This window comes from Rhodococcus sp. NPDC127593 (genome assembly GCF_042671975.1).
GTDB lineage: Bacteria > Actinomycetota > Actinomycetes > Mycobacteriales > Mycobacteriaceae > Rhodococcus_F.
This window is the reverse complement of the sequence record NZ_JBHXWI010000015.1, coordinates 15,778-38,995: the sequence shown is the minus strand read 5'-3', so window position 1 is coordinate 38,995 and position 23,218 is coordinate 15,778. Positions and strand designations below refer to the sequence as shown.

The 23,218-nt window shown below is 66.9% G+C and carries 25 protein-coding genes; 16 read left to right on the top strand and 9 right to left on the bottom strand.

The genetic code is table 11. The features are described from left to right. Positions 1 to 11: 11 nt before the first annotated feature. Together ACFVJ3_RS16085 and ACFVJ3_RS16080 are read right to left on the bottom strand one after the other, a co-directional pair. Positions 12 to 1,607 carry an aldehyde dehydrogenase (NADP(+)) gene (locus ACFVJ3_RS16085; RefSeq protein ID WP_378452965.1) on the bottom strand — a complete coding sequence of 532 codons (1,596 nt, stop codon included), beginning with the start codon at positions 1,605 to 1,607 and terminating at the stop codon, positions 12 to 14. A gap of 50 nt (positions 1,608 to 1,657) precedes the next feature. Next, complete coding sequence (locus ACFVJ3_RS16080) at positions 1,658 to 3,019, bottom strand: MFS transporter (protein ID WP_378452964.1); 1,362 nt, start codon at positions 3,017 to 3,019, stop codon at positions 1,658 to 1,660. A 189-nt stretch (positions 3,020 to 3,208) separates the two neighbouring features. Between ACFVJ3_RS16080 and ACFVJ3_RS16075 the strand changes: the two genes are divergently transcribed. After that, complete coding sequence (locus tag ACFVJ3_RS16075) at positions 3,209 to 3,796, top strand: GNAT family N-acetyltransferase (protein WP_378452963.1); 588 nt, start codon at positions 3,209 to 3,211, stop codon at positions 3,794 to 3,796. Here ACFVJ3_RS16075 and ACFVJ3_RS16070 read toward each other — a convergent pair. Continuing rightward, positions 3,772 to 4,782, bottom strand: coding sequence for an AraC family transcriptional regulator (locus tag ACFVJ3_RS16070; protein WP_378452962.1), 1,011 nt, complete (start codon positions 4,780 to 4,782; stop codon positions 3,772 to 3,774). The two genes, ACFVJ3_RS16075 and ACFVJ3_RS16070, sit on opposite strands and share 25 nt — an antisense overlap. 204 nt (positions 4,783 to 4,986) lie before the next feature. Here ACFVJ3_RS16070 and ACFVJ3_RS16065 point away from each other — a divergent pair, with 204 nt between their 5' ends. The 11 genes from ACFVJ3_RS16065 (at position 4,987) to ACFVJ3_RS16015 (ending at position 16,114) form a co-directional block, all read left to right on the top strand. Continuing rightward, complete coding sequence (locus tag ACFVJ3_RS16065; RefSeq protein ID WP_378452961.1) at positions 4,987 to 5,961, top strand: quinone oxidoreductase family protein; 975 nt, start codon at positions 4,987 to 4,989, stop codon at positions 5,959 to 5,961. A 38-nt stretch (positions 5,962 to 5,999) separates the two neighbouring features. Continuing rightward, complete coding sequence (locus ACFVJ3_RS16060) at positions 6,000 to 6,914, top strand: TauD/TfdA dioxygenase family protein (RefSeq protein ID WP_378452960.1); 915 nt, start codon at positions 6,000 to 6,002, stop codon at positions 6,912 to 6,914. A gap of 50 nt (positions 6,915 to 6,964) precedes the next feature. Further along, entirely contained in the window at positions 6,965 to 8,017 is a 1,053-nt protein-coding gene (locus ACFVJ3_RS16055; protein ID WP_378452959.1) for a 3-keto-5-aminohexanoate cleavage protein, read from the top strand. A 107-nt stretch (positions 8,018 to 8,124) separates the two neighbouring features. Continuing rightward, the gene (locus tag ACFVJ3_RS16050) at positions 8,125 to 9,456 is read left to right on the top strand and encodes an MFS transporter (RefSeq protein WP_378452958.1); all 1,332 of its coding nucleotides are present in this window, start codon (positions 8,125 to 8,127) and stop codon (positions 9,454 to 9,456) included. 27 nt (positions 9,457 to 9,483) lie between these two features. Beyond that, entirely contained in the window at positions 9,484 to 10,086 is a 603-nt protein-coding gene (locus tag ACFVJ3_RS16045; protein ID WP_378452957.1) for an RBBP9/YdeN family alpha/beta hydrolase, read from the top strand. Further along, entirely contained in the window at positions 10,083 to 10,841 is a 759-nt protein-coding gene (locus tag ACFVJ3_RS16040; protein WP_073366195.1) for a CoA transferase subunit A, read from the top strand. The genes ACFVJ3_RS16045 and ACFVJ3_RS16040 overlap by 4 nt, the downstream gene beginning before the upstream one ends. Position 10,842: 1 nt before the next feature. Next, positions 10,843 to 11,490, top strand: coding sequence for a CoA transferase subunit B (locus ACFVJ3_RS16035; protein ID WP_378452956.1), 648 nt, complete (start codon positions 10,843 to 10,845; stop codon positions 11,488 to 11,490). Positions 11,491 to 11,524: 34 nt separating this feature from the next. Further along, on the top strand, positions 11,525 to 13,096 hold the full coding sequence (locus ACFVJ3_RS16030) for a long-chain fatty acid--CoA ligase (RefSeq protein WP_378452955.1): 1,572 nt from the start codon (positions 11,525 to 11,527) through the stop codon (positions 13,094 to 13,096). A 16-nt stretch (positions 13,097 to 13,112) separates the two neighbouring features. Further along, positions 13,113 to 14,810, top strand: a complete 1,698-nt coding sequence (locus tag ACFVJ3_RS16025) for a PHA/PHB synthase family protein (protein ID WP_378452954.1) — start codon at positions 13,113 to 13,115, stop codon at positions 14,808 to 14,810. A 27-nt stretch (positions 14,811 to 14,837) separates the two neighbouring features. Beyond that, a complete protein-coding gene (locus ACFVJ3_RS16020; protein WP_378452953.1) occupies positions 14,838 to 15,290 on the top strand; it encodes a MaoC family dehydratase in 453 nt (150 codons plus the stop codon). Next, positions 15,287 to 16,114: an alpha/beta fold hydrolase gene (locus ACFVJ3_RS16015; RefSeq protein ID WP_378452952.1), complete on the top strand. Its 828-nt coding sequence runs from the start codon at positions 15,287 to 15,289 to the stop codon at positions 16,112 to 16,114. Before ACFVJ3_RS16020 ends, ACFVJ3_RS16015 begins: the two co-directional genes overlap by 4 nt. A 15-nt stretch (positions 16,115 to 16,129) precedes the next feature. Here ACFVJ3_RS16015 and ACFVJ3_RS16010 read toward each other — a convergent pair whose 3' ends face one another. Beyond that, entirely contained in the window at positions 16,130 to 17,845 is a 1,716-nt protein-coding gene (locus ACFVJ3_RS16010; protein ID WP_378452951.1) for an alpha/beta hydrolase, read from the bottom strand. A 49-nt stretch (positions 17,846 to 17,894) separates the two neighbouring features. Next, positions 17,895 to 18,302 (bottom strand): hypothetical protein, encoded by a 408-nt coding sequence (locus ACFVJ3_RS16005; protein ID WP_378452950.1) that lies wholly within the window; start codon positions 18,300 to 18,302, stop codon positions 17,895 to 17,897. Positions 18,303 to 18,467: 165 nt separating this feature from the next. Between ACFVJ3_RS16005 and ACFVJ3_RS16000 the strand changes: the two genes are divergently transcribed. Both ACFVJ3_RS16000 and ACFVJ3_RS15995 read left to right on the top strand, forming a co-directional pair. Further along, positions 18,468 to 18,866: a hypothetical protein gene (locus ACFVJ3_RS16000; protein WP_378452949.1), complete on the top strand. Its 399-nt coding sequence runs from the start codon at positions 18,468 to 18,470 to the stop codon at positions 18,864 to 18,866. A 6-nt stretch (positions 18,867 to 18,872) separates the two neighbouring features. Further along, on the top strand, positions 18,873 to 20,285 hold the full coding sequence (locus ACFVJ3_RS15995; RefSeq protein ID WP_378452948.1) for a hypothetical protein: 1,413 nt from the start codon (positions 18,873 to 18,875) through the stop codon (positions 20,283 to 20,285). Here the strand turns inward: ACFVJ3_RS15995 and ACFVJ3_RS15990 are convergent. From ACFVJ3_RS15990 to ACFVJ3_RS15975, 4 genes are all read right to left on the bottom strand, one after another. Further along, positions 20,263 to 20,640: a PLDc N-terminal domain-containing protein gene (locus ACFVJ3_RS15990; protein WP_378452947.1), complete on the bottom strand. Its 378-nt coding sequence runs from the start codon at positions 20,638 to 20,640 to the stop codon at positions 20,263 to 20,265. The two genes, ACFVJ3_RS15995 and ACFVJ3_RS15990, sit on opposite strands and share 23 nt — an antisense overlap. Positions 20,641 to 20,669: 29 nt before the next feature. Further along, positions 20,670 to 20,960 (bottom strand): SHOCT domain-containing protein, encoded by a 291-nt coding sequence (locus ACFVJ3_RS15985; protein ID WP_378452946.1) that lies wholly within the window; start codon positions 20,958 to 20,960, stop codon positions 20,670 to 20,672. A 15-nt stretch (positions 20,961 to 20,975) separates the two neighbouring features. Then, positions 20,976 to 21,425 carry a DUF6325 family protein gene (locus ACFVJ3_RS15980; RefSeq protein WP_378452945.1) on the bottom strand — a complete coding sequence of 150 codons (450 nt, stop codon included), beginning with the start codon at positions 21,423 to 21,425 and terminating at the stop codon, positions 20,976 to 20,978. 81 nt (positions 21,426 to 21,506) lie between these two features. Continuing rightward, on the bottom strand, positions 21,507 to 21,734 hold the full coding sequence (locus ACFVJ3_RS15975; protein WP_378452944.1) for a three-helix bundle dimerization domain-containing protein: 228 nt from the start codon (positions 21,732 to 21,734) through the stop codon (positions 21,507 to 21,509). Positions 21,735 to 21,947: 213 nt separating this feature from the next. On the opposite strand from ACFVJ3_RS15975, the gene ACFVJ3_RS15970 reads away from it, so the two are divergent. Together ACFVJ3_RS15970 and ppk2 are read left to right on the top strand one after the other, a co-directional pair. Further along, positions 21,948 to 22,346, top strand: a complete 399-nt coding sequence (locus ACFVJ3_RS15970) for a hypothetical protein (protein ID WP_378452943.1) — start codon at positions 21,948 to 21,950, stop codon at positions 22,344 to 22,346. Positions 22,347 to 22,367: 21 nt separating this feature from the next. Continuing rightward, positions 22,368 to 23,210: a polyphosphate kinase 2 gene (gene ppk2, locus ACFVJ3_RS15965; RefSeq protein WP_378452942.1), complete on the top strand. Its 843-nt coding sequence runs from the start codon at positions 22,368 to 22,370 to the stop codon at positions 23,208 to 23,210. Positions 23,211 to 23,218: the final 8 nt, after the last annotated feature.

Here is a 23,218-nt window from a genome sequence, read left to right as displayed (position 1 = left end):
CGAAGGGAAAATCAGGCTTGGGTGAGTCGGCCGTCGATGCGACGCCACAACTGGTCGGGGTTGCCGTCGGCGATGGCGGCGGGGAGCAGCGAGCTCGGAACATCCTGGTAGGCAACGGGACGCAGGAACCGTTCGATCGCCAGCGAGCCGACGGACGTGGTGCGCGAGTCGGATGTCGCGGGGTGCGGGCCACCGTGCACCATCGCGTGGCCGACCTCGACCCCGGTGGGCCAGCCGTTGAACAGGATCCGGCCGGCCTTGAGCTCGAGGACGGGCAGCAGTCGTCCGGCCTCGTCGAGATCGGCGTCGTCGACGTGAACGGTCGCGGTCAGCTGGCCTTCCAGTTTCGACGCCACGGCGCGCACCTGCTCGGCGTCGCGGCACTTGACGATCAGGCTGGAGGCGCCGAATACCTCCTGCTGCAACACCTCCGAGCCCAGGAACGTGTCGGCCTCGCTGCTGAACAGTGCGGCCCGGCACGAATTGGGGGCGTCGGACTCCACGCCGCGGGCCTCCACGGTGGCCGCGCCCTCGAGGGCGGCAACCCCGTCGGCGTAGGAGCCGGCGATGACCGGGGTGAGCATCGGCGTCGGCACCGCCTCGGCGACCGCGGCATTCGCGGCCGCAATGAACTCGGCGAGGCCGGGACCGTCGACGGCGATGACGAGTCCGGGGTTGGTGCAGAACTGGCCGGATCCGAGCGTCAGGGATCCGACGAATGCGCGACCGAGGTCGGCGCCACGGGTCGCGAGTGCGTTCTCGAGCACGAACACCGGGTTGATCGAACTCATCTCGGCGTACACCGGGATGGGTTCCGGACGTCCGGCGGCAGCGGCCACCAGAGCGGTTCCACCGGAACGGGATCCGGTGAATCCGACGGCCTTGATGCGCGGGTCGGTGACGAGTGCGGTGCCGAGCCCACGGCCCGAGCCGAACAGCAGGGAGAACGTGCCCGCGGGCATGCCGGTGCTCGCGGCGGCGTCGGCGATGGCGCGGCCGACGAGTTCGGACGTGCCGGGGTGCGCGTCGTGGGCCTTCACGACGACGGGGCAGCCCGCCGCCAGCGCGGACGCGGTGTCGCCGCCGGCCACGGAGAAGGCGAGGGGGAAGTTGCTCGCGCCGAACACCGCGACGGGTCCGAGCGGCACCTTCCGCTGACGGATGTCGGCACGGGGCAGGGGCGTCCGGTCGGGCATCGCGGGATCGATGCGGGCACCGTTCCAGCCGCCGTCACGCAGGACGCCGGCGAACAGCCGCAGCTGTCCGGACGTGCGGCCCACCTCACCGGTGATGCGGCCCTGGGGAAGTCCGGATTCGGCGCACGCCCGTGCGACGAGCGTCTCGCCGAGGGCCTCGATGTTGTCGGCGATGGCCTCGAGGAACTGGGCGCGCTTCTCGCTGCTCGTGGCGCGGAACGGCGCGAACGCCTCGGCCGCGGCGGTGCAGGCGGCGTCGACGTCCCGTTCGTCACCGTGCGCAAAACCCGGTTCCAGCCGGCCGTCGGTGGTGGGGTCGATCCCGTGGATCGTCGTGCCGGAACCCTGGACGGGCTTCCCTGCGATGATCATCTGTCCGGTCACGTCGGTCCGGTTCACCGTTGCTGTCATGATTCAAATCCTCGAGTTCTCGTCTGCGTTTCGTATGTGCCGGTCAGAGGTCACTTGGTTGCCACGGTGGTCTCGTCGGAGGCCACCTCTGCCAGGTCCGCGACGTCGTCGATGTCTTCCTTGTCCCGCCGGAAGTACGACACCGCCGCGGCCGCGGCCAGGGCGAAGAACGACAACACGACCAGGCCCATCGTCACCGTGCCGGTCTGCTCCTTGATCACACCGAAGCCGAACGGGGCCACGAAGCCACCCAGGTTGCCCAGTGAGTTGATGATCGCGATCGCGGGCGCCAGCACCATCGGGTGGAGCGTGCGCTGCGGAATGGACCAGAAGAGCGGGCTCGCGCTCTTGAATCCCATCGTCGCGATGCACAGCAGCGGAAGCGCCAGCCAGGGTGTGACGAACGCGGCGGCCATCGTGCCGATACCGCCGATGAGCAGCGCGGCGACGAGGTAGGGCTTGTGCCGTCCGGTGCGGTCGGCGGAGCGGTTGGAGAAGTACATCGCGAAGATCGCGCAGATCCACGGCAGCGAGGAGAGCAGCCCGACGGTGACGTCGGTGGTGCCGGGGATGCGGCGGATGATCGACGGCAACCAGAACGTGTTGGCGTAGATCGCCATGGTGATCGCGAAGAAGATGCCGCAGCACACCAGGATCCGCGGCTGCAGGAGCAGCTTCCAGCGCGAGCCCGATTCGCCACGCTTCGCAGACGCCTCACTGCGCAGCACGTCCTCCTCGGCGATGACGGCCTGCAGGTCGTGCTTCTCCGCGCCGGTGAGCCACTTCGCGTCGTCGATCTTCGAGTCGAGCAGGCGGTAGGCGATGCACCCGACGACGACGGACAGCAGGCCTTCCAGCCCGAACATCCACTGCCAGCCGTGGTGCCCACCGAGTCCGTCGAGCGACAGCAACGGTCCGGACAGCGGTCCCGAGATGGCGGCGGCGATGGAGGACCCGGCGATGAACAGCGCCGTGGCGCGGCTGCGGTGGTTGTTCGGCAGCCAGCGGGTGAAGTAGAAGATGATGGCCGGGAAGAAGCCGGCCTCGGCGACACCGAGGAGGAACCGCAGGACGTAGAACATCTCCGGGCCGTTGACGAACACCATCGCCGCGGACACCAGCCCCCAGGAGATCATGATGCGGGTGAGCCACACTTTGGCGCCGAACTTCTCCATGAGCACGTTCGACGGCAGTTCGAAGATCGCATAGGCGATGAAGAAGACACCCGCACCGAAGCCGTACGCCGCAGCGCCGATGCCCACGTCCGCCTCGAGATGCGTCTGCGCGTAACCGATGTTGGATCTGTTGAGCTGATTGCAGATGAGCATGACGATGAACAGCGGGACGACGCGACGGAAGATCTTGGAGACCGCGCTGTCGACTGCCGGGGAAACGGCGAGGGGGAGGGTCATCGGTGACTCCTCTCTGTGCTGGCGCTGGTGGTGCGGGGAACGTTGGAGGACTCCGATCACGCCCGGCTACCAGGCGTGACCTGAGTCATACGAATCACGCTAGAGGGATGTTCGATACATGTCCAAGTCAAAGATTCTCGTTATCGATGCCGAAGTTGAATCGACGGGGTTCCTGCTAGTTTTCCTGTCGTGAGCGCCGACGCAGTCACCTTCGAGTTCGTCCGTACGACGCGCGATTCCTTCCCTCAACTGCAACGATGGCTTCGCGAACCGCACGTCGCGCGGTTCTGGAACCACGACACCGCGGACGCCGACATCGAGCGCGATTTCGGCGGCAGCATCGACGGCACCGAGCCCTGCGAGGACTTCCTCGTCCTCCGAGGCGGCCTGCCGTTCGGATTCATCCAGCGGTACCGGATCGCCGACTACCCCGAGGACCTCGCGCTCCTCACGGCCCTCGTCGAGATCCCACCGGGGAGCATCTCGATCGACTACTACGTCGGCGACCCGCAGCACACCGGCCAGGGGCTGGGAACCGCGATGATCAGCGCGTTCGTCGCCAAGTGCCGCGCCGACCTACCCGACGCCACCGCGATCGTCGTCCCCGTCGTCGTCCCCAACCGGGCGTCGTGGCGCGCGCTCGAGAAGGCCGGCTTCCGCCGCGTCGGCGAGGGCTACCTCCTGCCGGACAACCCGATCGACGACGGCGCCCACTACATCAGCAGGCTCGATCTGGCTGAGAGCCTGCCGATTCAGCCGGTGTCGCCCGCCCGCTGAGCGCGCCAGCGACTCGGGCTGCACCCGAACCGCCCACTGAACCAGCGTGAGAAGTTGCTCGGCGCCGAGAACGCCAGCATGTCCGCGATCTCGGTGAGACTCAGGCGGGGATTCGCGACCATCCGTTCGGCGAGTTCGACGCGGGTCGCGTCGAGGACGGTCGAGAACGTCTCCCCGCTCTCGGCAAGGCGGCGATGCACCGTTCGCCGGTCGACCCCCAGGCTGCGAGCCACTTGCTCGACTGAACAGCGGCCCGTCGGCAGCAGTAGTTCGATCAGCTCGCGGACCCGGCTCACGATCGTCACGTCGTCCGACGGCTCCCAGGACTCGAGGAGTTGCTGAGTGTAGGGACGGAGCAGTGGATCGGACATCTTGTTCGGCGCATCCAGGTCGCCGGCCTCGGTGACGATGCCCGCGAACTCGTGGCCGAAGTTCACGACCGGCCCGAACAGACGTCGGTGGGTCGCCATGTCTGCCGGAGCCGGATGGGGGAAGCAGACGGCGAGCGGTTTCCAGCTGCCCCCGAGGAAGCCGCGCAGCAACCGGTGCAGCACCCCGACGGCCAGTTCCACCGACTGCCGGATCTCGGTCGCCTCCCCCACGTCCAGTTCGACGCGCAGGGTCACGAGCCCGCCGCCCTCCGACATCCGTGTCCGCAACGCCTCGTTGTACGTGTGCTCGTAACGGGTGAGGACGCGCAGGGCACTGCGGACGTCGGGCTCCTCGCGCACGACGAGGCTGAGAGGGCCGAGGTTGGAGAACTGCCTGCGCTCGGCGAGGCGCAGCCCGAAGTCCTCGTACCCGGATGCGCCGACCGACTGCTCGAGCAACCGCGCGATCGCCGCGGCCGGGATCCAGCGGTCCTGCAGTGCGAGGCCGGACGGATCGAGGCCGGCGGACCTCATCAACGGCACCGGATCGACACCGAGCGACCGGCACAGCTCGAGGTATCCGTTCAGCGACGCGTAGCGCGCAAGGGGTTTCATGCCACCTCCAATGCCTTGTCCCAAAATGATAGGCCGCCTGTCCCGTCAGGATAAGCAATCGACCGGATGCGCCCGTACTGTTAGGTGCATCACAGAAGCGGTCGGAGAGGTGATCCGCCACACCGGCTCACCCCCGCCCCGCCCGACCGCGACCGGTTAGGCGGCGGCACCGCACCGATCATCACATCGAAGAGGAGAAATACTGTGGCACAGGCTGTTCGGTTCTACGAGCACGGCGCTCCGGAAGTCATGAAGTGGGAGAACGTCGAGGTCGGGGAGCCCGGTCCCCACGGGGTCCGGATCCGGCACGAGGCCGTCGGACTGAACTTCGCCGACACCTACTTCCGCACCGGCCTGTACCCGGCCGAGTTGCCCGCGGGCATGGGAGTGGAGGCGGCCGGTGTCGTCGAGGAAGTCGGCTCCGGCGTGACCCACGTGCAGGTCGGTGACCGCGTCACCTACACGGGCAGCCCCCTCGGGGCCTACAGCACCGAACGCGTGATGCCGGCCGCACCGCTGATCCCGCTGCCACAAGCGATCCGCTTCGACACCGCGGCCGCGATGACGATGCGCGGTCTGACCACGGCCTACCTGCTGCGCCGCATCCACCCGCTGAAGGCGGGCGACACCGTACTCCTGCACGCGGCGGCCGGCGGCGTCGGCCTGATCTTCACACAGTGGGCAAAGCTTCTAGGCATCAACGTGATCGGCACGGTATCCACCGACGAGAAGGCCTCGATCGCCCGCGCCCACGGGTGTGAGCACGTGATCGTCTACACCCGGGAGAACGTCGCCGAGCGGGTTCGGGAAATCACCGACGGTGCCGGCGTCCCCGTCGTGTACGACAGCATCGGCGAGTCCACCTTCCAGACCTCGCTCGACTGCCTCGCCCGGCGCGGACTTCTGGTGTGCTTCGGAACGGCCTCCGGACCGATTCCTCCGATCAACGCGATGCAGTTGGCCGTCAAGGGTTCGCTGTTCGTCACCCGCCCCGCGCTCGCCGACTACATCGCCGACCCGGCGGAGCGCGCCGAACTCGCCGGTGAACTCTTCGGGCACGTCGAGGCCGGCCGGATCCGGATCGAGATCAACCAGAGCTACGGGCTCGAGGACGCCGTCCAGGCGCACCACGATCTCGAATCCGGCCGCAGCATCGGCTCCTCCGTGTTCCGACTCTGACAGCGCGCCAACACATTCACCCCGACGGAGACACCACCATGACCGACACCGCGCAACTGACCTACTCGCCCGAGCCGCACACGATCCTCTCCCCTTCCGGGTCCTTCCGATTCGCACCGCTCACCTGCTCGATCGGCGCCGAACTGTTCGACGTGAACCTCGGTGACGCCGCCCGTGACGACGCCCTGTTCGCCGAACTGCGGGAACTGCTGCTCGAGTACAAGGTTTTGTTCCTCCGCGACCAGGACATGTCCCGCGCCGAGCACGTGGCGCTGGCCGAGCGGTTCGGCCCGCTCGAGGATCACCCCGTGGCGGGCAGCGACCCCGACCATCCCGGACTCGTGCAGATCTACAAGGACCTCGACAGCCCGGCCGAGCACTACGAGAACGCCTTTCACTGCGACGCCACGTGGCGGGAGAACCCGCCCATGGGCTGCGTGCTCCACTGCGTGGAGACGCCCCCGATCGGCGGAGACACCATCTGGGTGAACATGGCCGAGGCCTACACGAAACTCCCCGACGCGGTGAAGAAGCAGATCGACGGACTCCGTGCCCGGCACAGCATCGAGGCTTCGTTCGGTGCCGCGCAGCCGACGGAACAGCGGCACGCATTGCACCAGCGGTTCCCGGACGCCGAGCACCCCGTGGTGCGCACGCACCCCGAGACCGGCGAAAAAATCCTGTTCGTCAACGCTTTCGCGACCCACTTCGTCAACTACCACACCCCCGAGCACATCCGGTACGGCATCGACTACGCGCCCGGCAGCAGCAACCTGCTCAACTACCTGATCAGCCAGGCATCGATTCCCGAGTACCAGGTGCGGTGGCGGTGGACGAAGAACAGCGTCGCGATCTGGGACAACCGGTCCACCCAGCACTATGCGGTCCAGGACTACTGGCCGGCCGTCCGCAAGATGGAGCGCGCCGGCATCATCGGCGACCGGCCCTTCTGAATTTCTCACTGCCCCTATTCATCAGATCCGATTTCGAACGGAGAACACCCATGCACTTCCACGACGACGCCCTCTTCCCCGAGACCCAGGAGAAGCTGGTCATCACATGTGCCCCGTACGGTCCCGAGTGGGAGCCGGACGACTTCCGCGAAGACCTGCCGCTGACGATGGAGGAGCACGTCCAGAAGGCGGTGGACTGCTACGAGGCCGGCGCCACCGTCCTGCACATCCACGTCCGTGAGCTCGACGGCAAGGGCTCCAAGCGGCTCTCGAAGTTCAACGAGTTGCTCGCCGGACTGCGCCAGGCGGTGCCGGACATGATCCTGCAGGTCGGCGGATCGATCTCCTTCGCACCCGAAGGCGAAGGGGCGGACGCGAAGTGGCTCTCGGACGACACCCGGCACATGCTGGCCGACCTCGATCCCGCACCCGACCAGGTGACGATCGCGATCAACACCTCTCAGATGAACATCATGGAACTCATGACCGCCGACGACATCGCCGGCACCTCGATGGAGCGGCCCGAGCTCGCCGAGGCGTACCGGGAGATGACGGTACCGGCAGGCCCGGCGTGGGTCGAGGAGCATCTGCGTCGCCTGCAGGCGGCCGGAATTCAGCCGCACTTCCAGCTCTCGAGCATCCCCCAGCTCGAGACCGTCGAGCGGCTCATCCGGCGCGGGATCTACACCGGTCCGCTCAACCTGACCTGGGTCGGCATCGGCGGCGGCTTCGACGGCCCCAACCCGTACAACATCATGAACTTCATCCAGCGAGTCCCGGACGGCGCCTGCCTGACCCTCGAAACCCTGATGCGCAGCGTGCTGCCGGTCAACGCGATGGCGATCGCGATGGGCCTGCATCCCCGTTGCGGTAACGAAGACACCATCTGGGGACGCAAGGGCGAGAAGATGACCTCCGTCCAGCAGGTCGAGCAGTTGGTCCGCGTCGCGGGTGAACTGGGTCGCGAGGTGGCCACCGGCAAGGAGGCCCGCGACATCTACCGGATCGGTGAGACCTACGCCGATGCCGACGAGACCCTCGCCAAGCTCGGCTACGCGCCCAACCGCCGCCGCGGCCAGGTGGGCTTCACCCACCACGCCTGAGTTCCGGCGCCGGGGGGATCTCGGTCACGACCGGGGAGAGAGCGGGTAAATCGCTGCTCGCTCTCTCCCCCACCCCTTTATCACTCCTGACGGCCATAGGAGGCCTCATGGGACTGCCTGCCACCACCGCCCTGAACACCACCATCCCGAATACCACCACCGGGAACACCGCTCCGGCCTCCCGGTCCCGGTTCTACCCGTGGATCGTCTTCGCACTCACCTTCGGTCTGCTGCTGTCGGACTACATGTCCCGGCAGGTCCTCAGCGCCGTCTTCCCGCTCCTCAAAACCGAATGGGCGCTCACCGATTCACAGCTCGCGTCGCTCAGCAGCGTTGTCGCGCTGATGGTCGGACTGCTGACGCTCCCGCTGTCGCTGCTGGCCGACCGGTGGGGCCGCGTGAAGAGCCTGCTCCTGATGGCCGTGCTCTGGAGCCTCGCCACGCTGCTCTGCGCGGTGGCGAACAGCTACGAGCAGATGCTCGGGGCCCGCTTCCTGGTCGGCGTGGGTGAAGCCGCCTACGGCAGCGTCGGCATCGCCGTGGTTCTCAGCGTGTTCGCCCCGCGAGTGCACTCCACACTCAGCGGTGCCTTCATGGGCGGCGGATCGTTCGGGTCCGTGATCGGCGTCGCCCTCGGCGGCGTGATCGCCGTCAACCTCGGCTGGCGCTGGTCGTTCGCCGCGATGGCCGTCTTCGGGCTCATCCTCGTCGCACTCTTCCGGGCTCTGGTCTCCGAAAAGAAACTGGCGCAGCACGCGGCCGACGACGACCCGGCCGACGCACCCGGCCCCATCGGATTCCGGGCGCCGATCTCGAGCCTGTTCACCACCCCCGCCGTCGTATTCGCCTACATCGGTGGCGGACTCCAGATGTTCACCGCCGGTGTCCTGCTCGCGTGGCTGCCGAGCTTCTTCAACCGGTCCTACGGCCTCGCCATCGACAAGGCCGGTGCGATGGCGTCGATCTTCGTCCTCCTCGTCGGCAGCGGCATGGTGGTGTGCGGCATCATCACCGACCGCGTGAGCCGCAACGATCCCGCACGGAAATGGACCACCGCGGTGATCTTCGGCGTGATCTCCCTCGTCTTCCTCGGCGCCGGGTTCCAGCTGCCGACCGGCACGCCCCAACTGGTCCTGATCGGCATCGGCGCCTTCTTCTCGGCCGGCTCGTCCGGCCCCATCGCCGCGATGGTCGCGAACCTCACCCACTCGTCGGTGCGTGCCTCGGCCTTCGGCACGCTCACCCTGGCCAACAACCTCCTCGGGCTGGCACTGGGACCCTTCGTCGTCGGGATGCTGGCCGACCGCTTCGGGCTGGTCACCGCATTGCAGATAGCTCCCCTGATCTACATCGTCGCGATCGTGGCCCTGATCCTCGGCAAGCGCGCCTACCCGGCCGGACGCCGCAAGCTCGCCGCCCTCACCGCCGCACCCGCCTGATCCACCTCCGAAGAATTGGAATCGACCGTGACCACCTCCACCTCACCGACCGTCGTGATCGTGCCCGGACTGCGCGACCATGTCGCCGACCACTGGCAGACCTTGCTCGCCGAGAGACTCGACACCGCGCGGACGGTGCCGCCGCTCGAACGGGACAAGCTCAGCCTCGCCGCCCGGGTCGCCGCACTCGACGCCGTCCTCACCGACATCGACGGACCGGTCGTGCTGGTCGCTCACAGTGCGGGAGTCGCGATTACCGTCCACTGGGCGCAGCAGTCCACCCGCCCGATCCAGGGCGCCCTGCTCGCCACCCCACCGGACCTCGAGGAACCACTGCCCGCGGGGTATCCCACCCCCGAGGAGCTCGAGCAGGGTGGTTGGGATCCCGTCCCCCGCCGCCGGCTGCCGTTCCCCAGCGTCGTCGCCGCCAGCACCAACGATCCGATGGCCCGATTCCGTCGGGTCGCCGGGATGGCCGAGTCGTGGGGCAGCAAGCTCGTCGACCTGGGTGCCGTCGGCCACCTCAACCCCGCCGCCGGCTACGGGTACTGGCCGTACGCCGAGGAACTGCTCCGAGACCTCATCGAGAGCACGGTCGTCCCCGGCCTCGCGAACGCGGATGCCCGATGACGCGCAAGGTCTTCGGTTCGGCCGCCGACGCCGTCGCGGACATCACTTCCGGTGCGTCGCTGGCGGTCGGCGGGTTCGGGTTGTGCGGCATCCCGGACGAGCTGATCGCCGCGATCGCCGCCGGTGACGCCACCGACCTGGAGGTGTTCTCCAACAACTGCGGTATCGACGGTCACGGGCTCGGGATCCTGCTCACCCGCAACCGGATTCGACGCGTCACCGCGTCGTATGTGGGGGAGAACAAGGAATTCGCCCGCCAGTATCTGTCGGGTGAACTCGAAGTCGAGCTGACACCGCAGGGAACCCTGGCCGAGAAGCTACGGGCAGGCGGCGCGGGGATCCCCGCGTTCTTCACCCCCGCCGGGGTCGGAACGCCCGTGTCCGACGGCGGGCTGCCGTGGCGGTACGCACCCGACGGATCGGTGGCCCTCGCGTCCCCGGCCAAGGAGATCCGCGAGTTCGCGGGTCGCGACTACGTGCTCGAGGAGTCGATCACCGCCGACTTCGCGCTCGTCCACGCCCGCATCGGTGACAGCGAGGGCAACCTCGTGTTCGCGAAGTCCGCAGGCAACTTCAACCCGCTCGCCGCGATGGCCGGCCGCATCTGCATCGCACAGGTCGAGCAGCTCGTCGAGCCCGGAGTACTCGACCCGGCGCGGGTGCACCTACCGGGGATCTTCGTCGACCGGATCGTCCACACCGGGACTCAGGACAAGCAGATCGAGAAGCGCACCGTCGCCGCGAGGAAGGACTGACATGACGACCACCGTCGAGACGATCGGCTGGACCCGCGAGGACATGGCGGCCCGTGCCGCCGAGGAACTGTCGCCCGGCGAGTACGTCAACCTCGGCATCGGGCTGCCCACGCTGATCCCGAGCTTCCTGCCCGCCGGTGTCGAGGTGACCCTGCACAGCGAGAACGGCATCCTCGGCACCGGCCCCTACCCGGACGAGGACGCGGTCGACGCGGATCTGATCAACGCCGGCAAGGAAACGGTCACCGTCAACGCGGGCGCATCGTTCTTCGACTCGGCGCTCAGCTTCGGGATGATCCGCGGCGCCCACATCGACACCGCCGTCCTCGGTGGAATGCAGGTCTCAGCGGCCGGCGACCTCGCGAACTGGATGGTTCCGGGAAAGATGGTCAAGGGCATGGGCGGCGCAATGGACCTCGTGCACGGCGCCCGCAAGGTCATCGTGCTCATGGAGCACTGCGACAAGTCCGGTACCCCGAAGATCGTCGAGCGCTGCACGCTGCCACTCACCGGCCGCCGCGTCGTGCACCGCATCATCACCAACCTGGCCGTCGTCGACGTCACCGACTCCGGTCTGGTGTTGCGCGAGTGCGCGCCCGGTGTGACCGAAGACCTGGTCCGCGCCGCCACCGCAGCGCCGCTGTCGTAGCGCTTCTCCCACTCCCACCACGAGAAAGTTTCCCGTGCTCAACCTTTCCGTCCTTCTCGAAGACTCCGCCCGCCGATTCCCCGACCGTGACGCCTTGATTCTCGGCGACGCACGGATGACCTACGCCGACCTCGACGCCCGGTCGAACCAGATCGCGAACCTGCTGATGTCGTGCGGCATCGAACCCGGTGACAAGGTCGCGCTCTCCTGCCCCAACATCCCCCAGTTCCCCGTCGTCTACTACGGCATCCTCAAGGCCGGCGCCGTGGTCGTACCGCTCAACGTCCTCCTCAAGGACCGCGAGATCGCCTACCACCTAACAGATTCCGACGCCAAGGCGTACTTGTGTTACGACGGCACCCCCGACCTGCCGATGGGCGAGTACGGGCGCTCCGCGTTCACGGAAAGCCCGCACTGCCACACCATGTTCCGCATCACCACCGACCCGGAGGCACCCGCCGCGATCGACGGCATCGGGACGCTCGCGGACGCCGTCGCGGATCGCGACACCGAGGTCGAGACCGTGGTCCGCGAACCCGGGGACACCGCTGTCATCCTCTACACGAGCGGGACCACCGGAAAACCCAAGGGCGCCGAGCTCACCCACGCCAACATGGTGCTCAACGCGCTGACCGCCAACCGCCTCTTCGACAGCACACCCGCCACCCACGACCGGTACCTGGTGACGCTGCCCCTGTTCCACTCGTTCGGCCAGACCGTCACCCTCAATGCCGGCATCTCGGTGGGGGCGACCCTCGTGCTGCTGCCCCGGTTCGAGGCCGTCGCCGCACTCGACCTCATCGAACGGGAGAACATCACCGTCTTCGCCGGCGTACCCACCATGTACTGGGGTCTGCTCGGCGCCCTCGACGGACACCCCGCCGACATCGATCGCATCGCCGGGAACATGCGGCTCGCGATCTCCGGCGGTGCCGCGCTGCCGGTGGAGATCCTCACCCGGTTCGCCCACCGGTTCGGTGTGCAGATCCTCGAGGGGTACGGACTGTCCGAGACGTCGCCGCTCGCGACGTTCAGCGACCCCGGCGGCGATCCACGGCCCGGCTCGATCGGTGTCCCGGTGTGGGGAATCGAGGCGCGGCTCGTCGACAAGGATTGGAACACCGTCACCGGAGCCGGTGAGATCGGCGAGATCGCGTTGCGCGGCCACAACATCATGAAGGGGTACTACAACCGCCCGGACGCCACCGCGGAAGTGCTGCGCGACGGCTGGTTCCGGACCGGTGACCTCGCTCGCGTCGACGACGACGGCTTCTACTACATCGTCGACCGGGCCAAGGACCTGATCGTGCGCGGCGGATTCAACGTGTACCCCCGCGAGATCGAGGAGGTCCTCCTCGGCCACGACGCCATCTCCCTCGCCGCCGTCGTCGGTGTTCCCGACGACAGCCACGGCGAAGAAATCAAGGCGTACATCATCCTCGAACCCGGCGCACAGGTCACCGCGGACGACGTGATCGCCTGGGCCAAGCAGCAGATGGCGAGCTACAAGTACCCGCGCACCGTCGAATTCGTCACCACCCTGCCGATGACCGCCACCGGCAAAATCCTCAAACGCGAACTCGGCCGCGCCCCGGCCGCACTCTGATACCGAAAGCACCACCGTGAGCAACAGTCCCCTCCCCACCATCCCCGACGAGCTCACCGCTCCCCTCGACCTTCTCCTCACGAGCGGGACCCGCGGCGTCGCCGCCCGCATGCTCCCCGACAGCTCGTGGAGCCGCCTCGGGATCAGCCTCGCCGGCCGTCCGAGGACCCTCGCCCGGCGCGGCGGCGCCCTCGCCCGCGAACTCGGCGCAATTGCCGCCGGCACCTCGGACCGGTCTCCCGCGAAGGCCGACAAGCGCTTCGGCGATGCCGCGTGGCAGCAGAATCCGGCCCTGCGCCGGGCAATGCAGGCGTATCTCGCGACGTCGCACACCGCCGCCGCCCTACTCGACGACGCCGAACTCGACTGGCGTGACCACGAGCGGATGCGGTTCGTCCTCGACAACCTCGTCGAAGGCCTGTCTCCCACCAACAATCCACTCCTCAGCCCGCTGGGCTGGAAGGCAATGGTGGACACCGGCGGCCTCAGCGCGGCACGCGGCGTCCGGGCGTTCGTGCGCGACATACAGTCGAAACCTCGCGTGCCTGCCATGGTCGAGCCCGACGCGTTCGCCGTCGGGGAGGACGTGGCCGCGACGAAGGGTGCCGTAGTCCTGCAGACCCGCACCTTCGAACTGATCCACTACACGCCGCAGACGGAAAAGGTCCACGCCACACCGCTGTTGATCGTCCCGCCCGTCATCAACAAGTACTACATCCTCGACATCGCACCGGGCCGCAGCCTGATCGAGTACCTCCTGCAGCAGGGTCAGCAGGTCTTCGCGATCTCCTGGCGCAACCCCCACGCCCGGCACCGGGATTGGGGTGCCGACACCTACGGCGCAGCGATCGTGGAGGCGCTCGATACGGTGCAGTGCGTCGCCGGGACCGACAGCGCCCACGTCCTGGGCACCTGCTCGGGCGGGATTCTCGCGGCGATGGTCGCCGCACATCTCACCGAGATCGGTGAGGGCGACCGCATCGCCGGCCTCACCCTGGCCGTCACCGTGCTCGACCAGACCCAGGCCGGCACCGCGGCTGCCGTCATGAGCGAGCGCGCCGCCGCGGCCGCGATCCGCGACTCGGCCGCCAGGGGTTATCTCGACGGCCGCACCCTCGCCGAAATGTTCGCCTGGCTGCGGCCGAGCGACCTGGTCTGGCGGTACTGGGTGAACAACTACGTGCAGGGCCGGGCTCCCGCCGCCTTCGACGTGCTGTTCTGGAACTCGGACACCACCCGCATGACGGCGGCACTGCACCGCGACCTCGTCCTGCTCGGCCTGCGCAACGCGCTGACGGCACCGGGCGCGTCGACCATGCTCGGCACACCCGTCGACCTGTCCACCGTGACCGCCGACGCGTACGTCGTCGGCGGCTCCGCCGACCACCTCTGCCCGTGGCAGTCCACCTACCGGAGCGCTCGCCTCCTCGGCAGCAAGGACTCCCGCTTCGTGCTGTCGTCGAACGGACACATCGCCTCGCTCGTGAACCCGCCGGGCAATCCGCGGGCGTCCTTCCGATTCGGGCAGCCCGTCCCAGAGACTCCGGACGAGTGGCTGGCGGCGGCGGAGACCGCTTCCGACTCGTGGTGGCCCGACTACGCGCGCTGGCTGGCCGAGCGCAGCGGACCCGACGTCGACGCACCGCACAGCCTCGGTGCCCGGCAATTCCCGCCGCTCGCCCCGGCACCGGGCACATACATCCATCACAGCTGACCCGCACGACACGATCAGAGGCACACCATGACCATGAACCTTGCCCACCCCACCGATCTCCTCGGGCTCGTCGGACAGACCATCGGAACCACCGGCACGCTCAAAATTGCGCAGGATCAGGTAAATCTGTTCGCCGACGCGACCGGGGACCACCAGTGGATCCACACCGATCCCGAACGCGCGGCCCGTGGCCCCTTCGGCGGCACCATCGCGCACGGCTATCTCACGCTGTCGCTGGCCCCGAGCATCCTCGCCGAGCTTCTCACCGTCGACGGCGTGCACGCCGTCCTCAATTACGGCCTGAACAAGGTGCGGTTTCCGGCGCCCGTGCCCGTCGGTTCCGCTCTCCGCGTCACGATGTCCACCATCTCGGCCGAGCAGAAGCCGGCCGGCATCGAAGCCATCTTCCGATTGACGTACGAGATCGACGGCGGAACGCGCCCGGTGTGCATCGCCGACGTCGTGGTGCTCTACACGTGACGGTGACCGAATTGTTCGGCAGGAGCGACCGGTTCGAGGATACGGTCGTCACAGTCGGCGGCCGGCGGATCCGGGTGCGGATCCGCCGCGGGACCGGTGTGCCCCTGGTTCTGTGCAACGGCATCGGAGCGGGCCTGGAAGTGCTGGACTCACTGGTCGCCGCTCTCGACCCGAACACGACGGTCATCCGTTTCGATGTCCCCGGCACCGGGGGTTCGCCGGCATCACCGGTCCCGTACGGAATTCCTGCCGTCGCGTGCGGCATGGGCCGCCTCCTCGACGAGATCGGGGTCGGTGTCGTCGACGTCCTCGGCTTGTCCTGGGGCGGAGCGCCGGCCCAGCAGTTCGCCCTTCAGAACCCGAAGCGCTGCCGGCGACTCGCCCTCGTCGCCACCGGAACCGGTGCCCTGATGATTCCCGGCCACCCGCGTGTGCTCGCGAAGATGCTGACACCGAGGCGGTTCACCGACCCCGGTTACGCGGCGGCGATTGCCGGCGACCTGTACGGCGGCACTGCCAGACGGGGCACAGACGCCGTGGCGCGAGCCTTTCGAAAACAGAAGCAGGCCGGATCTCGCATCGGCTATCTCCACCAGCTCCTCGCGGGTGCGGTGTGGACGAGCCTGCCGATACTTCCACTCATCCGGCAGCCCACGCTGATCGTCGCGGGCACAGACGATCCGATCATTCCCATCGCCAACGCCCACATCATGAACGCGCTCCTGCCGCACGCGACCCTGCACCTCCATCCGGGCGGTCACCTCGACATCGTCACCAACGCATCCGAACTCGCCCCTGCCGTGAGTGCATTCCTCTCGACGTAGGCACGACCGAACGTGTCAGCCATCGGCACCGATCTCGGCGAGCACGGTCCGCAGGCGGTCGTTGTCCGCCGGACTCCAGCCCTCGGGCGGCAGGATCGCGCTCCACGCATCGGCGATGTCGACGACGTAGGAATGCCCGTGCCCGTCGGGGACCCCCGTCGATACCGCCATGTCGGCCGCCACCTGAAGGAAAGTCACGAATGGGAACCACTGCGTGCTGTCGAGGACGTCGTATCCACGTTCCTCCTTCAGCCAGTCCGGTTCGCTCAGCAGGAGTTCCGGCGACCACCAGACGATCGGGTCCGACGGGTGCTGCAGATAGACCATCCGTGGCCGCCCCCACGGAGCATCGGGGCGCGGCAGGTCCTCCGGCGCCCGTGCACCGAAACGTACGGTCTCGCCCTGCTCGTAGATCGGAAGCCATTCGGGCGAGCCCGGATCGCGGTTCGTGGTGACGTCGGTCCATATCTCGTTCGCGTTCGGCGGGCCCGTGAACAGCACACCGTCGGTGCGGGCCTCGACGTCGTCGACGTTGCCGAATGCGCTCTCGCCCCCGAAGGAGCCGAGGCTCTCGCCCATCACGACGAGCTTCGGACGGGACTCCGGTGGCAATACCTTCCACTTGTCGTACACGGCGTCGAACAACGCCTCCCCGGCCTGGTGCGCACGCTCCTTGTCCACGAGGAAAGACAACCAACTCGGCAGATAGGAGTACTGCAACCCGACCATCGCGGTGTCGCCGTTGTACATGTACTCCAGCGAGGAGACGAGACTCTCGTTGATCCACCCCGTACCGGTGGTGGTGGCCACGCCGACCACCGCACGATCGAACCCGCCGGCGCGTTCGAGTTCGTCCGCTGCCAGTTGGGCGTTCTCCCGAATCGAATCGCCGCCGCTGGCGAGCCCGGCGTAGGTCCGGATCGGCTCCAGCGCCGGCCGTCCACCGTTGAACGCGGACAGATCATCGAGGGCCGGGCCGCGCGAAATGAAGGAGCGGCCCTGCCGTCCCAGCGAATCCCACGTGACCAAAGACTCGGGTCCGCCCGAACTCAGGGACGACGTCGGCGGCTCGTCACCTGCTTTGGTCTCCTGGTTGACGGCGGCGAACGAATTGTTCAGCCCCGTCATGATCACGCGCACCACCGCGCCGTTGACGAGGGCGAACAACAGCGCCACGACCAGCACACCGATCACCGTCGCGGAGATCCGCCGCGGCACCACCCGGCTGATCTTCCGTTCGACCCACGACACCGCCCGCAGCAGCACCCGGGCAACCGCAACAAACAGGACGAAGATCAGCACCGCCACGACCACCGTGACGAGATACCCCGTCCACGGGAACGGCGCGGCGCTCATGATCACCCGCAGCTGAGACTGCCAATTCCCGAACCACACGAGCATCGCCACGGTTCCGACGATCCCGATCGCCGTTGCCACCCGGCGAACCATGATCTTCACGCGTGCCGGTGCCTCCCGCTGCACGAGGTAGCGAACCAACTTGGAGCCCAGAAACCCGATGGCGTAGCCGATCGCCGCCGATACGCCGGTCACGAGCCCCTGGAAGAACGGACCGCGGGGCAGAAGCGTCGGCGTCAACGACAGCCACACGAACAGCACCGCGACCACCAGCCCCCCGAAGGCATAGCGGTCCGGAAGCCAGCGTCGATACCCGGGTGGCCGGGCTGGACCGGCTTCGCGCTCGGGTGGACCGTCGATCACATCGGTCGTCATGCCTCGCATCGTCCTCTCTCGACGGGCAGGGCGTACTTCTTCCGCTGACTCAGAGGTTCTCCTCATAACCCGGATTCCACGTCGCGACAGCCCAGATCACGAATACGTCCAGCACGATCATGACGGCCGACCACCACGGGTAGTGGGGCAACCACAGGAAATTGGCGAGGATCGATACAGCACAGATCACCATGGCACCGACCCGTGCCCACGTCGCCCCAGTGAACAGCATGACACCGACCGCAGCAACGATCACCCCGAGCACGAGGTGAATCCATCCCCACGCTGTCGTGTCGAACTGATAGATGTACTCGGGGCCGGCCACGACGAGGTCGTCCCGCATGAGCGCCGAGATTCCAGAGAGCGCATGCAGAATTCCGATAGTGAGCAAAACTATCGCCGCGACCATGGACGTTGCGCCCGCGACCCCTTGTTTGACCAACGACTCATCGGACATGGCGATCCCCTTCCAGGACATACATTGGCCTGCAGATATTTTCCGCCGCCGCGTAGAGCGAGGTCAATGTGTGTGCGTCCGGGCAACTTCCTGACAACGGGGGATCCGCGGGAGGATACTTACCTACGCCAGTTCATTTCGTACGTTGACGAAAGAGGAACGGTCATGTCCGAGGAATCGCTGGTCAAGCAAGGTGTGGCAAAGGGAACGTCGATGGGCGGGGCGGTTCTACTCGTCACCGTCGGCGTGCTCGAGTTCCTCCAGGGGATCTCCGCGGTAGCCAAGGACGACGTGATCGTCGTCGGCATCGAATACACCTACAAGTTCGACGTCACCACATGGGGATGGATCCATCTCGTGCTCGGAGTGATCGTTGCCGCCGTCGGTGCGGCCCTGTTCACCGGCGCGACGTGGGCACGGGTCGGTGCCATGGTGCTCTGCGCCGTGTCGATTTTCGTGAACTTCCTGTGGTTGCCCTACTACCCGTTGTGGGCGATCACGATCATCGCACTGAACGCCGTCGTGATCTGGGCGGTCGCGACGTGGAATCCCGAAGTGATCTGATTCGCAATGGAAAACGACCCGGGCACCGACCCGCTCGACAAGGACGAACGCGCAGAACTTCTCCGGTTGCGCGACGAGGTGTCGACGCTGCGCGGGCAGGCCGCCGGCGCCGCCGCCGGTGTTCCGGCAGAACCGGTCCCCCGCCCACCCCACAACGGGCTGCGCTGGACCGCGGTGACGATTCTGCTGGTCCTGGTCGCCGTTCTCACGCTCGCATCGGTCACCGCCCGCTTCACCCGCAGCCAGATCCTCGACACCGATCGCTACGTGAGCACGGTGGCCCCCCTGGGGGAGAATCCGGCAGTCCAGGCGGACATCACGAACCAGATCACCGACGAAATCTTCACCCGCGTCGACGTCGAGGGGCTCACCGCCCAGGCCCTGACTGCACTGACGGACGTCACGAACCTTTCCGCGAACGCGCCACGACTGGACGCGGCCGTGGTCGGCCTCGCGCCGGTGATCACCAGCCAGGCAAGGAACTTCGTCCACGACACCGTCAGCTCGCTCGTGAAGTCCCAGCAGTTCGAAGACCTGTGGATCCAGGCAAATCGATCGGCGCACACCGCTCTCGTGGCGGTGATGACGGGCAACTACGGTCTCAGCTCGGTGGAGGTCGACCAGAGCGGCACCGTCAGCATCTCTCTGGGTACCGTCATCGACAAGGTGAAGGCCGCGCTGACCGAGCGTGGTTTCGCGTTCGCCGACAAGATTCCCGCGGTGGACAAGCAATTCGTGCTGTTCCAGTCGCCCGAACTGGTGAAGGCGCAGCGAGCCGTCGCCGCGCTCGACAAGGCGTCGGTGATCCTGCCGTGGCTGGGAATCGCATGCGCCGCCGCCGCTGTCGCCGCCGCCCCCCGCGGGCGGAGGCTGCGGGCACTCTCCCTCGCCGGCCTGTCGATCGCACTGGGAATGCTCGTCCTCGCAATCGGGATTCTCATCGGACGCGCGATCTACCTCGACAGCGTCCCACCCGACATCCTGTCTCCCGACGCGGCGACGGCGGTCATCGACACCGTTCTCGTACCGCTTCGGACGAGTCTGCGTGCGGTCGCGGTCCTCGGTCTGGTGATTGCACTCGGCGCCTACCTCACCGGCGGCTCGTCGTCCGCGACCGCCGTGCGTCGCGGCTATGGGCAGGCACTGGACTTCGTCCGCAAGTCCGGTGCCGGCCGCCCGCCGAACGACGTGGAACGGTGGGCCTACCAGCTACGAATTCCGCTGCGCTGCGCCATCATCGGCGTGGGCGTTCTGCTTCTGATGTTCTGGCGCTACCCCACCGGACTGGTCGTGTTGTGGATAGTGCTCGTCGCCCTCCTGGCGCTCGCCGCGCTCGAACTGCTCATTCGCCCGGCTCGCACGTCCGCTGTGCCGACCGACAACACGCCGGCGGACGCTACGCCAGCGTCTTCGCCTTGATCGCCTGGAACTCGGCGTCGGTGATCGCCCCGGAATCGAGCAACGCCTTGGCATCCGCGATCTGCTGAGCCGGAGACTGTCCGGCGACGTCGCGGATGTAGGAGTCCTGGGCCTGCTTGACCTGATGAGCGGCGGCCATCGATCGCTTCGCCATGCTGTCGCTCCTGACGATCAGGTAGATCAGGGCCGACAGAAACGGAACGAAGAACAGGAAGAAGATCCAGATCGCCTTCACCCACCCAGAAGTCTCGCGGTCCCGGAACAGGTCAGAGATGATCGAGAACAACACGGACAAGTAGGCCGCGAAAGCGAAACAGACGAAGATGAACCAGAAAAACTCCCAGAAGCCTTCCATTTCGACGCTCCGTCCAGTCGGTGTTTCGGTCAGGAGGCCAGGATTTTGGCCTTCTCGGTGTTGAACTCTTCCTCGGTGAGGACTCCCTGATCGCGGAGTTCACCGAGTTGTTTCAGAGTGGCAATGCGATCCGTACCACCGGATGGCGGTGCGGGCTGCGCCGGCGGCGGAGGAGGCGGCGGCGGCGCAGTCTCCTGTTGTGGGGCAGATTGGTTCGCGGCCCACCGCTGACCTTGCCGCCGCGACACTCGGTTGGAGACGGCGGCCGCGGTGCCCGCCACAACGGCGGTTCGGGCAATTCCGCGGAGTAGACCAGGCATCGTGTGTTCCTCGAATCACCGTGCGTCGTCGAGCGCGTCGAGCGCCGCCAGAATACCCTGGACGGGGATGCGCCCGGATGCCACGAGCTGGGCACCCTCGCGACGTAGAGCCGATGCGAACGGTGCGGCCCAGCAGTTCTCGTAGACGAGGATCGCTCCGGAACAACCCGGGGCCAGTATGGCAGCCGCCTCCTCGAGGTCTGTTCGGTCGATCAGACCCGTCGCAGCCTCGGCGAACAGCGTCACGTCCATACCGCCCTCGAGCCCGAGGTCCTCGATGGCGACACCGGCGAGCGATCCGTCGGCTTCCTTGCGGACGAAGATCAGGTCGAGCACTCGAATGATTTCCCGTTCGACGAGATCGAGGAGAAGTGGGAGCGCCGATCCGTCCGGCTTTCGGTCGGCGGGAAACTCGACGACGAGATAGTCGATGGGCCCGAGTTCGTCGAAATCGGTGTCGTTCACTGCAGGACCTCTCTTCTGAAGACAGCAGCGACAGCCACATACGGCTTCTTCACCAGTATTCACCACCCGGGGACGACACCGCTAGAGCGCGATGTCACCGGCAGCGGGTGACGTCAGCGCACGGTCGAGATCACGTCGAGCCGCCTTCTCGACCAGAAGCGGAACGAAATCACGGATCCTGCTTTCCGCGAGCCGCTTGTGGACGGTGCGCACGGTGTGCTCGACGTCCACGGACGAGACGGACGGGTACCGAGTGATCAGACGCTCGATGACCTGTTCGACCTGCAGCAATTCGTCATCGCCGGTCATCGGATAATCGTCGTCCCGCCGCAATCCGCCGTCAAGACACGAAATGGTCTCTCGAACAACACGGTTCGGCGCGAGGACTGTGATTGCGTCTGAGCCTGGAATGAGTCCAGAATTCGAGTAGGCACGAAAACACTGTTTCACGACTGAGACGGGTGGAACGGCGGACAATGAACCTACCGGGCCGCCCGGCTCGCAGAAGGGAAAGGGACGGTCATGTCCGAGACAACGTCGGTGAAGCAGGGTGTCGCGGCAGGCACTTCGATCGGGGCGGCCATCATCATGGTGACCGTAGGCATCATCCAGTTCTTCCAAGGCATTGCCGCGGTGGCCGAGAACGAAGTATTCGTGGCCGGGCTGAACTACGTCTACAAGTTCGACCTGACCACCTGGGGCTGGATCCACATCGTGCTGGGTGTGCTCGTCGCAGGGGTCGGCCTCGCGCTGTTCACCGGCGCGGGATGGGCGCGGGTGTCCGCGATCGTGATCGCGTCCGTTTCCATACTCGCCAACTTCCTGTGGCTTCCGTACTACCCGTGGTGGTCGCTGCTCATCATCGCGCTCGACGTCGTGGTGATCTGGGCGGTGTCGACCTGGAAGCCGGATCGAGTCTGATCCATCGGGCGGGGACACATCGTGGGAAAGAAATCGAAGCAGGCGAAATCCGGGCTCCTGCAGCCCCTACCCGACACTGCCGAGCCGGCCGAGCCGATGAAGAACAAGGAGTACCGCCGCCTGCTCCGGCCGCTCCACGGCGAACTCGTCGAATTGCAGGAGTGGGTGAAATCGTCGGGCGCGAGGATCTGCATCGTCTTCGAGGGTCGCGACACCGCCGGGAAGGGCGGCGTGATCAAGGCGATCACCGAGCGGGTCAGTCCCCGCGTGTTCCGTGTCGTCGCCTTACCCGCCCCGACCGCTCGCGAGAAGTCGCAGATGTACGTGCAGCGGTATCTGCCCCATCTCCCGGCCGGCGGTGAGGTCGTCATCTTCGACCGCAGTTGGTACAACCGCGCGGGCGTCGAACGGGTGATGGGCTTCTGCACCGAGGAGGAGGCGCAGCAGTTCCTCCAACTCGTCCCGACGGTCGAACGCGCGATCGTCGACTCCGGCGTCATCCTGCTGAAGTACTGGCTGGAGGTGAGCGAGGAACAGCAGACGCTGCGCCTGCAGAGCAGGATCGACGACCCGCGGAAGATCTGGAAGCTGTCGGACCTGGACCTGAAGTCGTACACCCATTGGTACGACTACTCGCGGGCGCGGGACGAGATGTTCCACTTCACCGACACCGGCTGGGCACCGTGGTACGTCGCGGTCAACGACGACAAGAAACGCGGTCGGCTCAACATCATCAGCCACCTGCTGAGCCAGATCCCCTACGAACCCCTCCACCGCCCCGACATCACCCTGCCGGAGCGGCGAGGCCCGCACGGCTACGAGGCGCCGAGGCAGCCACTGCACTGGATCCCCACCCCCTACTGAGAATCCGA

Bases quoted from the DNA above. Each gene is read 5' to 3' on its own strand.
- ACFVJ3_RS15970 (WP_378452943.1), top strand. From the start codon at position 21,948: ATGTCCGAGACAACGTCGGTGAAGCAGGGTGTCGCGGCAGGCACTTCG.
- ACFVJ3_RS16035 (WP_378452956.1), top strand. From the start codon at position 10,843: ATGACGACCACCGTCGAGACGATCGGCTGGACCCGCGAGGACATGGCG.
- ACFVJ3_RS16085 (WP_378452965.1), bottom strand. From the start codon at position 1,607: ATGACAGCAACGGTGAACCGGACCGACGTGACCGGACAGATGATCATC.
- ACFVJ3_RS15995 (WP_378452948.1), top strand. From the start codon at position 18,873: ATGGAAAACGACCCGGGCACCGACCCGCTCGACAAGGACGAACGCGCA.
- ACFVJ3_RS16055 (WP_378452959.1), top strand. From the start codon at position 6,965: ATGCACTTCCACGACGACGCCCTCTTCCCCGAGACCCAGGAGAAGCTG.
- ACFVJ3_RS15990 (WP_378452947.1), bottom strand. From the start codon at position 20,640: ATGGAAGGCTTCTGGGAGTTTTTCTGGTTCATCTTCGTCTGTTTCGCT.
- ACFVJ3_RS16000 (WP_378452949.1), top strand. From the start codon at position 18,468: ATGTCCGAGGAATCGCTGGTCAAGCAAGGTGTGGCAAAGGGAACGTCG.
- ACFVJ3_RS16010 (WP_378452951.1), bottom strand. From the start codon at position 17,845: ATGACGACCGATGTGATCGACGGTCCACCCGAGCGCGAAGCCGGTCCA.
- ACFVJ3_RS16080 (WP_378452964.1), bottom strand. From the start codon at position 3,019: ATGACCCTCCCCCTCGCCGTTTCCCCGGCAGTCGACAGCGCGGTCTCC.
- ACFVJ3_RS16020 (WP_378452953.1), top strand. From the start codon at position 14,838: ATGACCATGAACCTTGCCCACCCCACCGATCTCCTCGGGCTCGTCGGA.
- ACFVJ3_RS15975 (WP_378452944.1), bottom strand. From the start codon at position 21,734: ATGACCGGCGATGACGAATTGCTGCAGGTCGAACAGGTCATCGAGCGT.
- ACFVJ3_RS16060 (WP_378452960.1), top strand. From the start codon at position 6,000: ATGACCGACACCGCGCAACTGACCTACTCGCCCGAGCCGCACACGATC.
- ACFVJ3_RS16070 (WP_378452962.1), bottom strand. From the start codon at position 4,782: ATGAAACCCCTTGCGCGCTACGCGTCGCTGAACGGATACCTCGAGCTG.
- ACFVJ3_RS16005 (WP_378452950.1), bottom strand. From the start codon at position 18,302: ATGTCCGATGAGTCGTTGGTCAAACAAGGGGTCGCGGGCGCAACGTCC.
- ACFVJ3_RS16050 (WP_378452958.1), top strand. From the start codon at position 8,125: ATGGGACTGCCTGCCACCACCGCCCTGAACACCACCATCCCGAATACC.
- ACFVJ3_RS15985 (WP_378452946.1), bottom strand. From the start codon at position 20,960: ATGCCTGGTCTACTCCGCGGAATTGCCCGAACCGCCGTTGTGGCGGGC.
- ACFVJ3_RS16040 (WP_073366195.1), top strand. From the start codon at position 10,083: ATGACGCGCAAGGTCTTCGGTTCGGCCGCCGACGCCGTCGCGGACATC.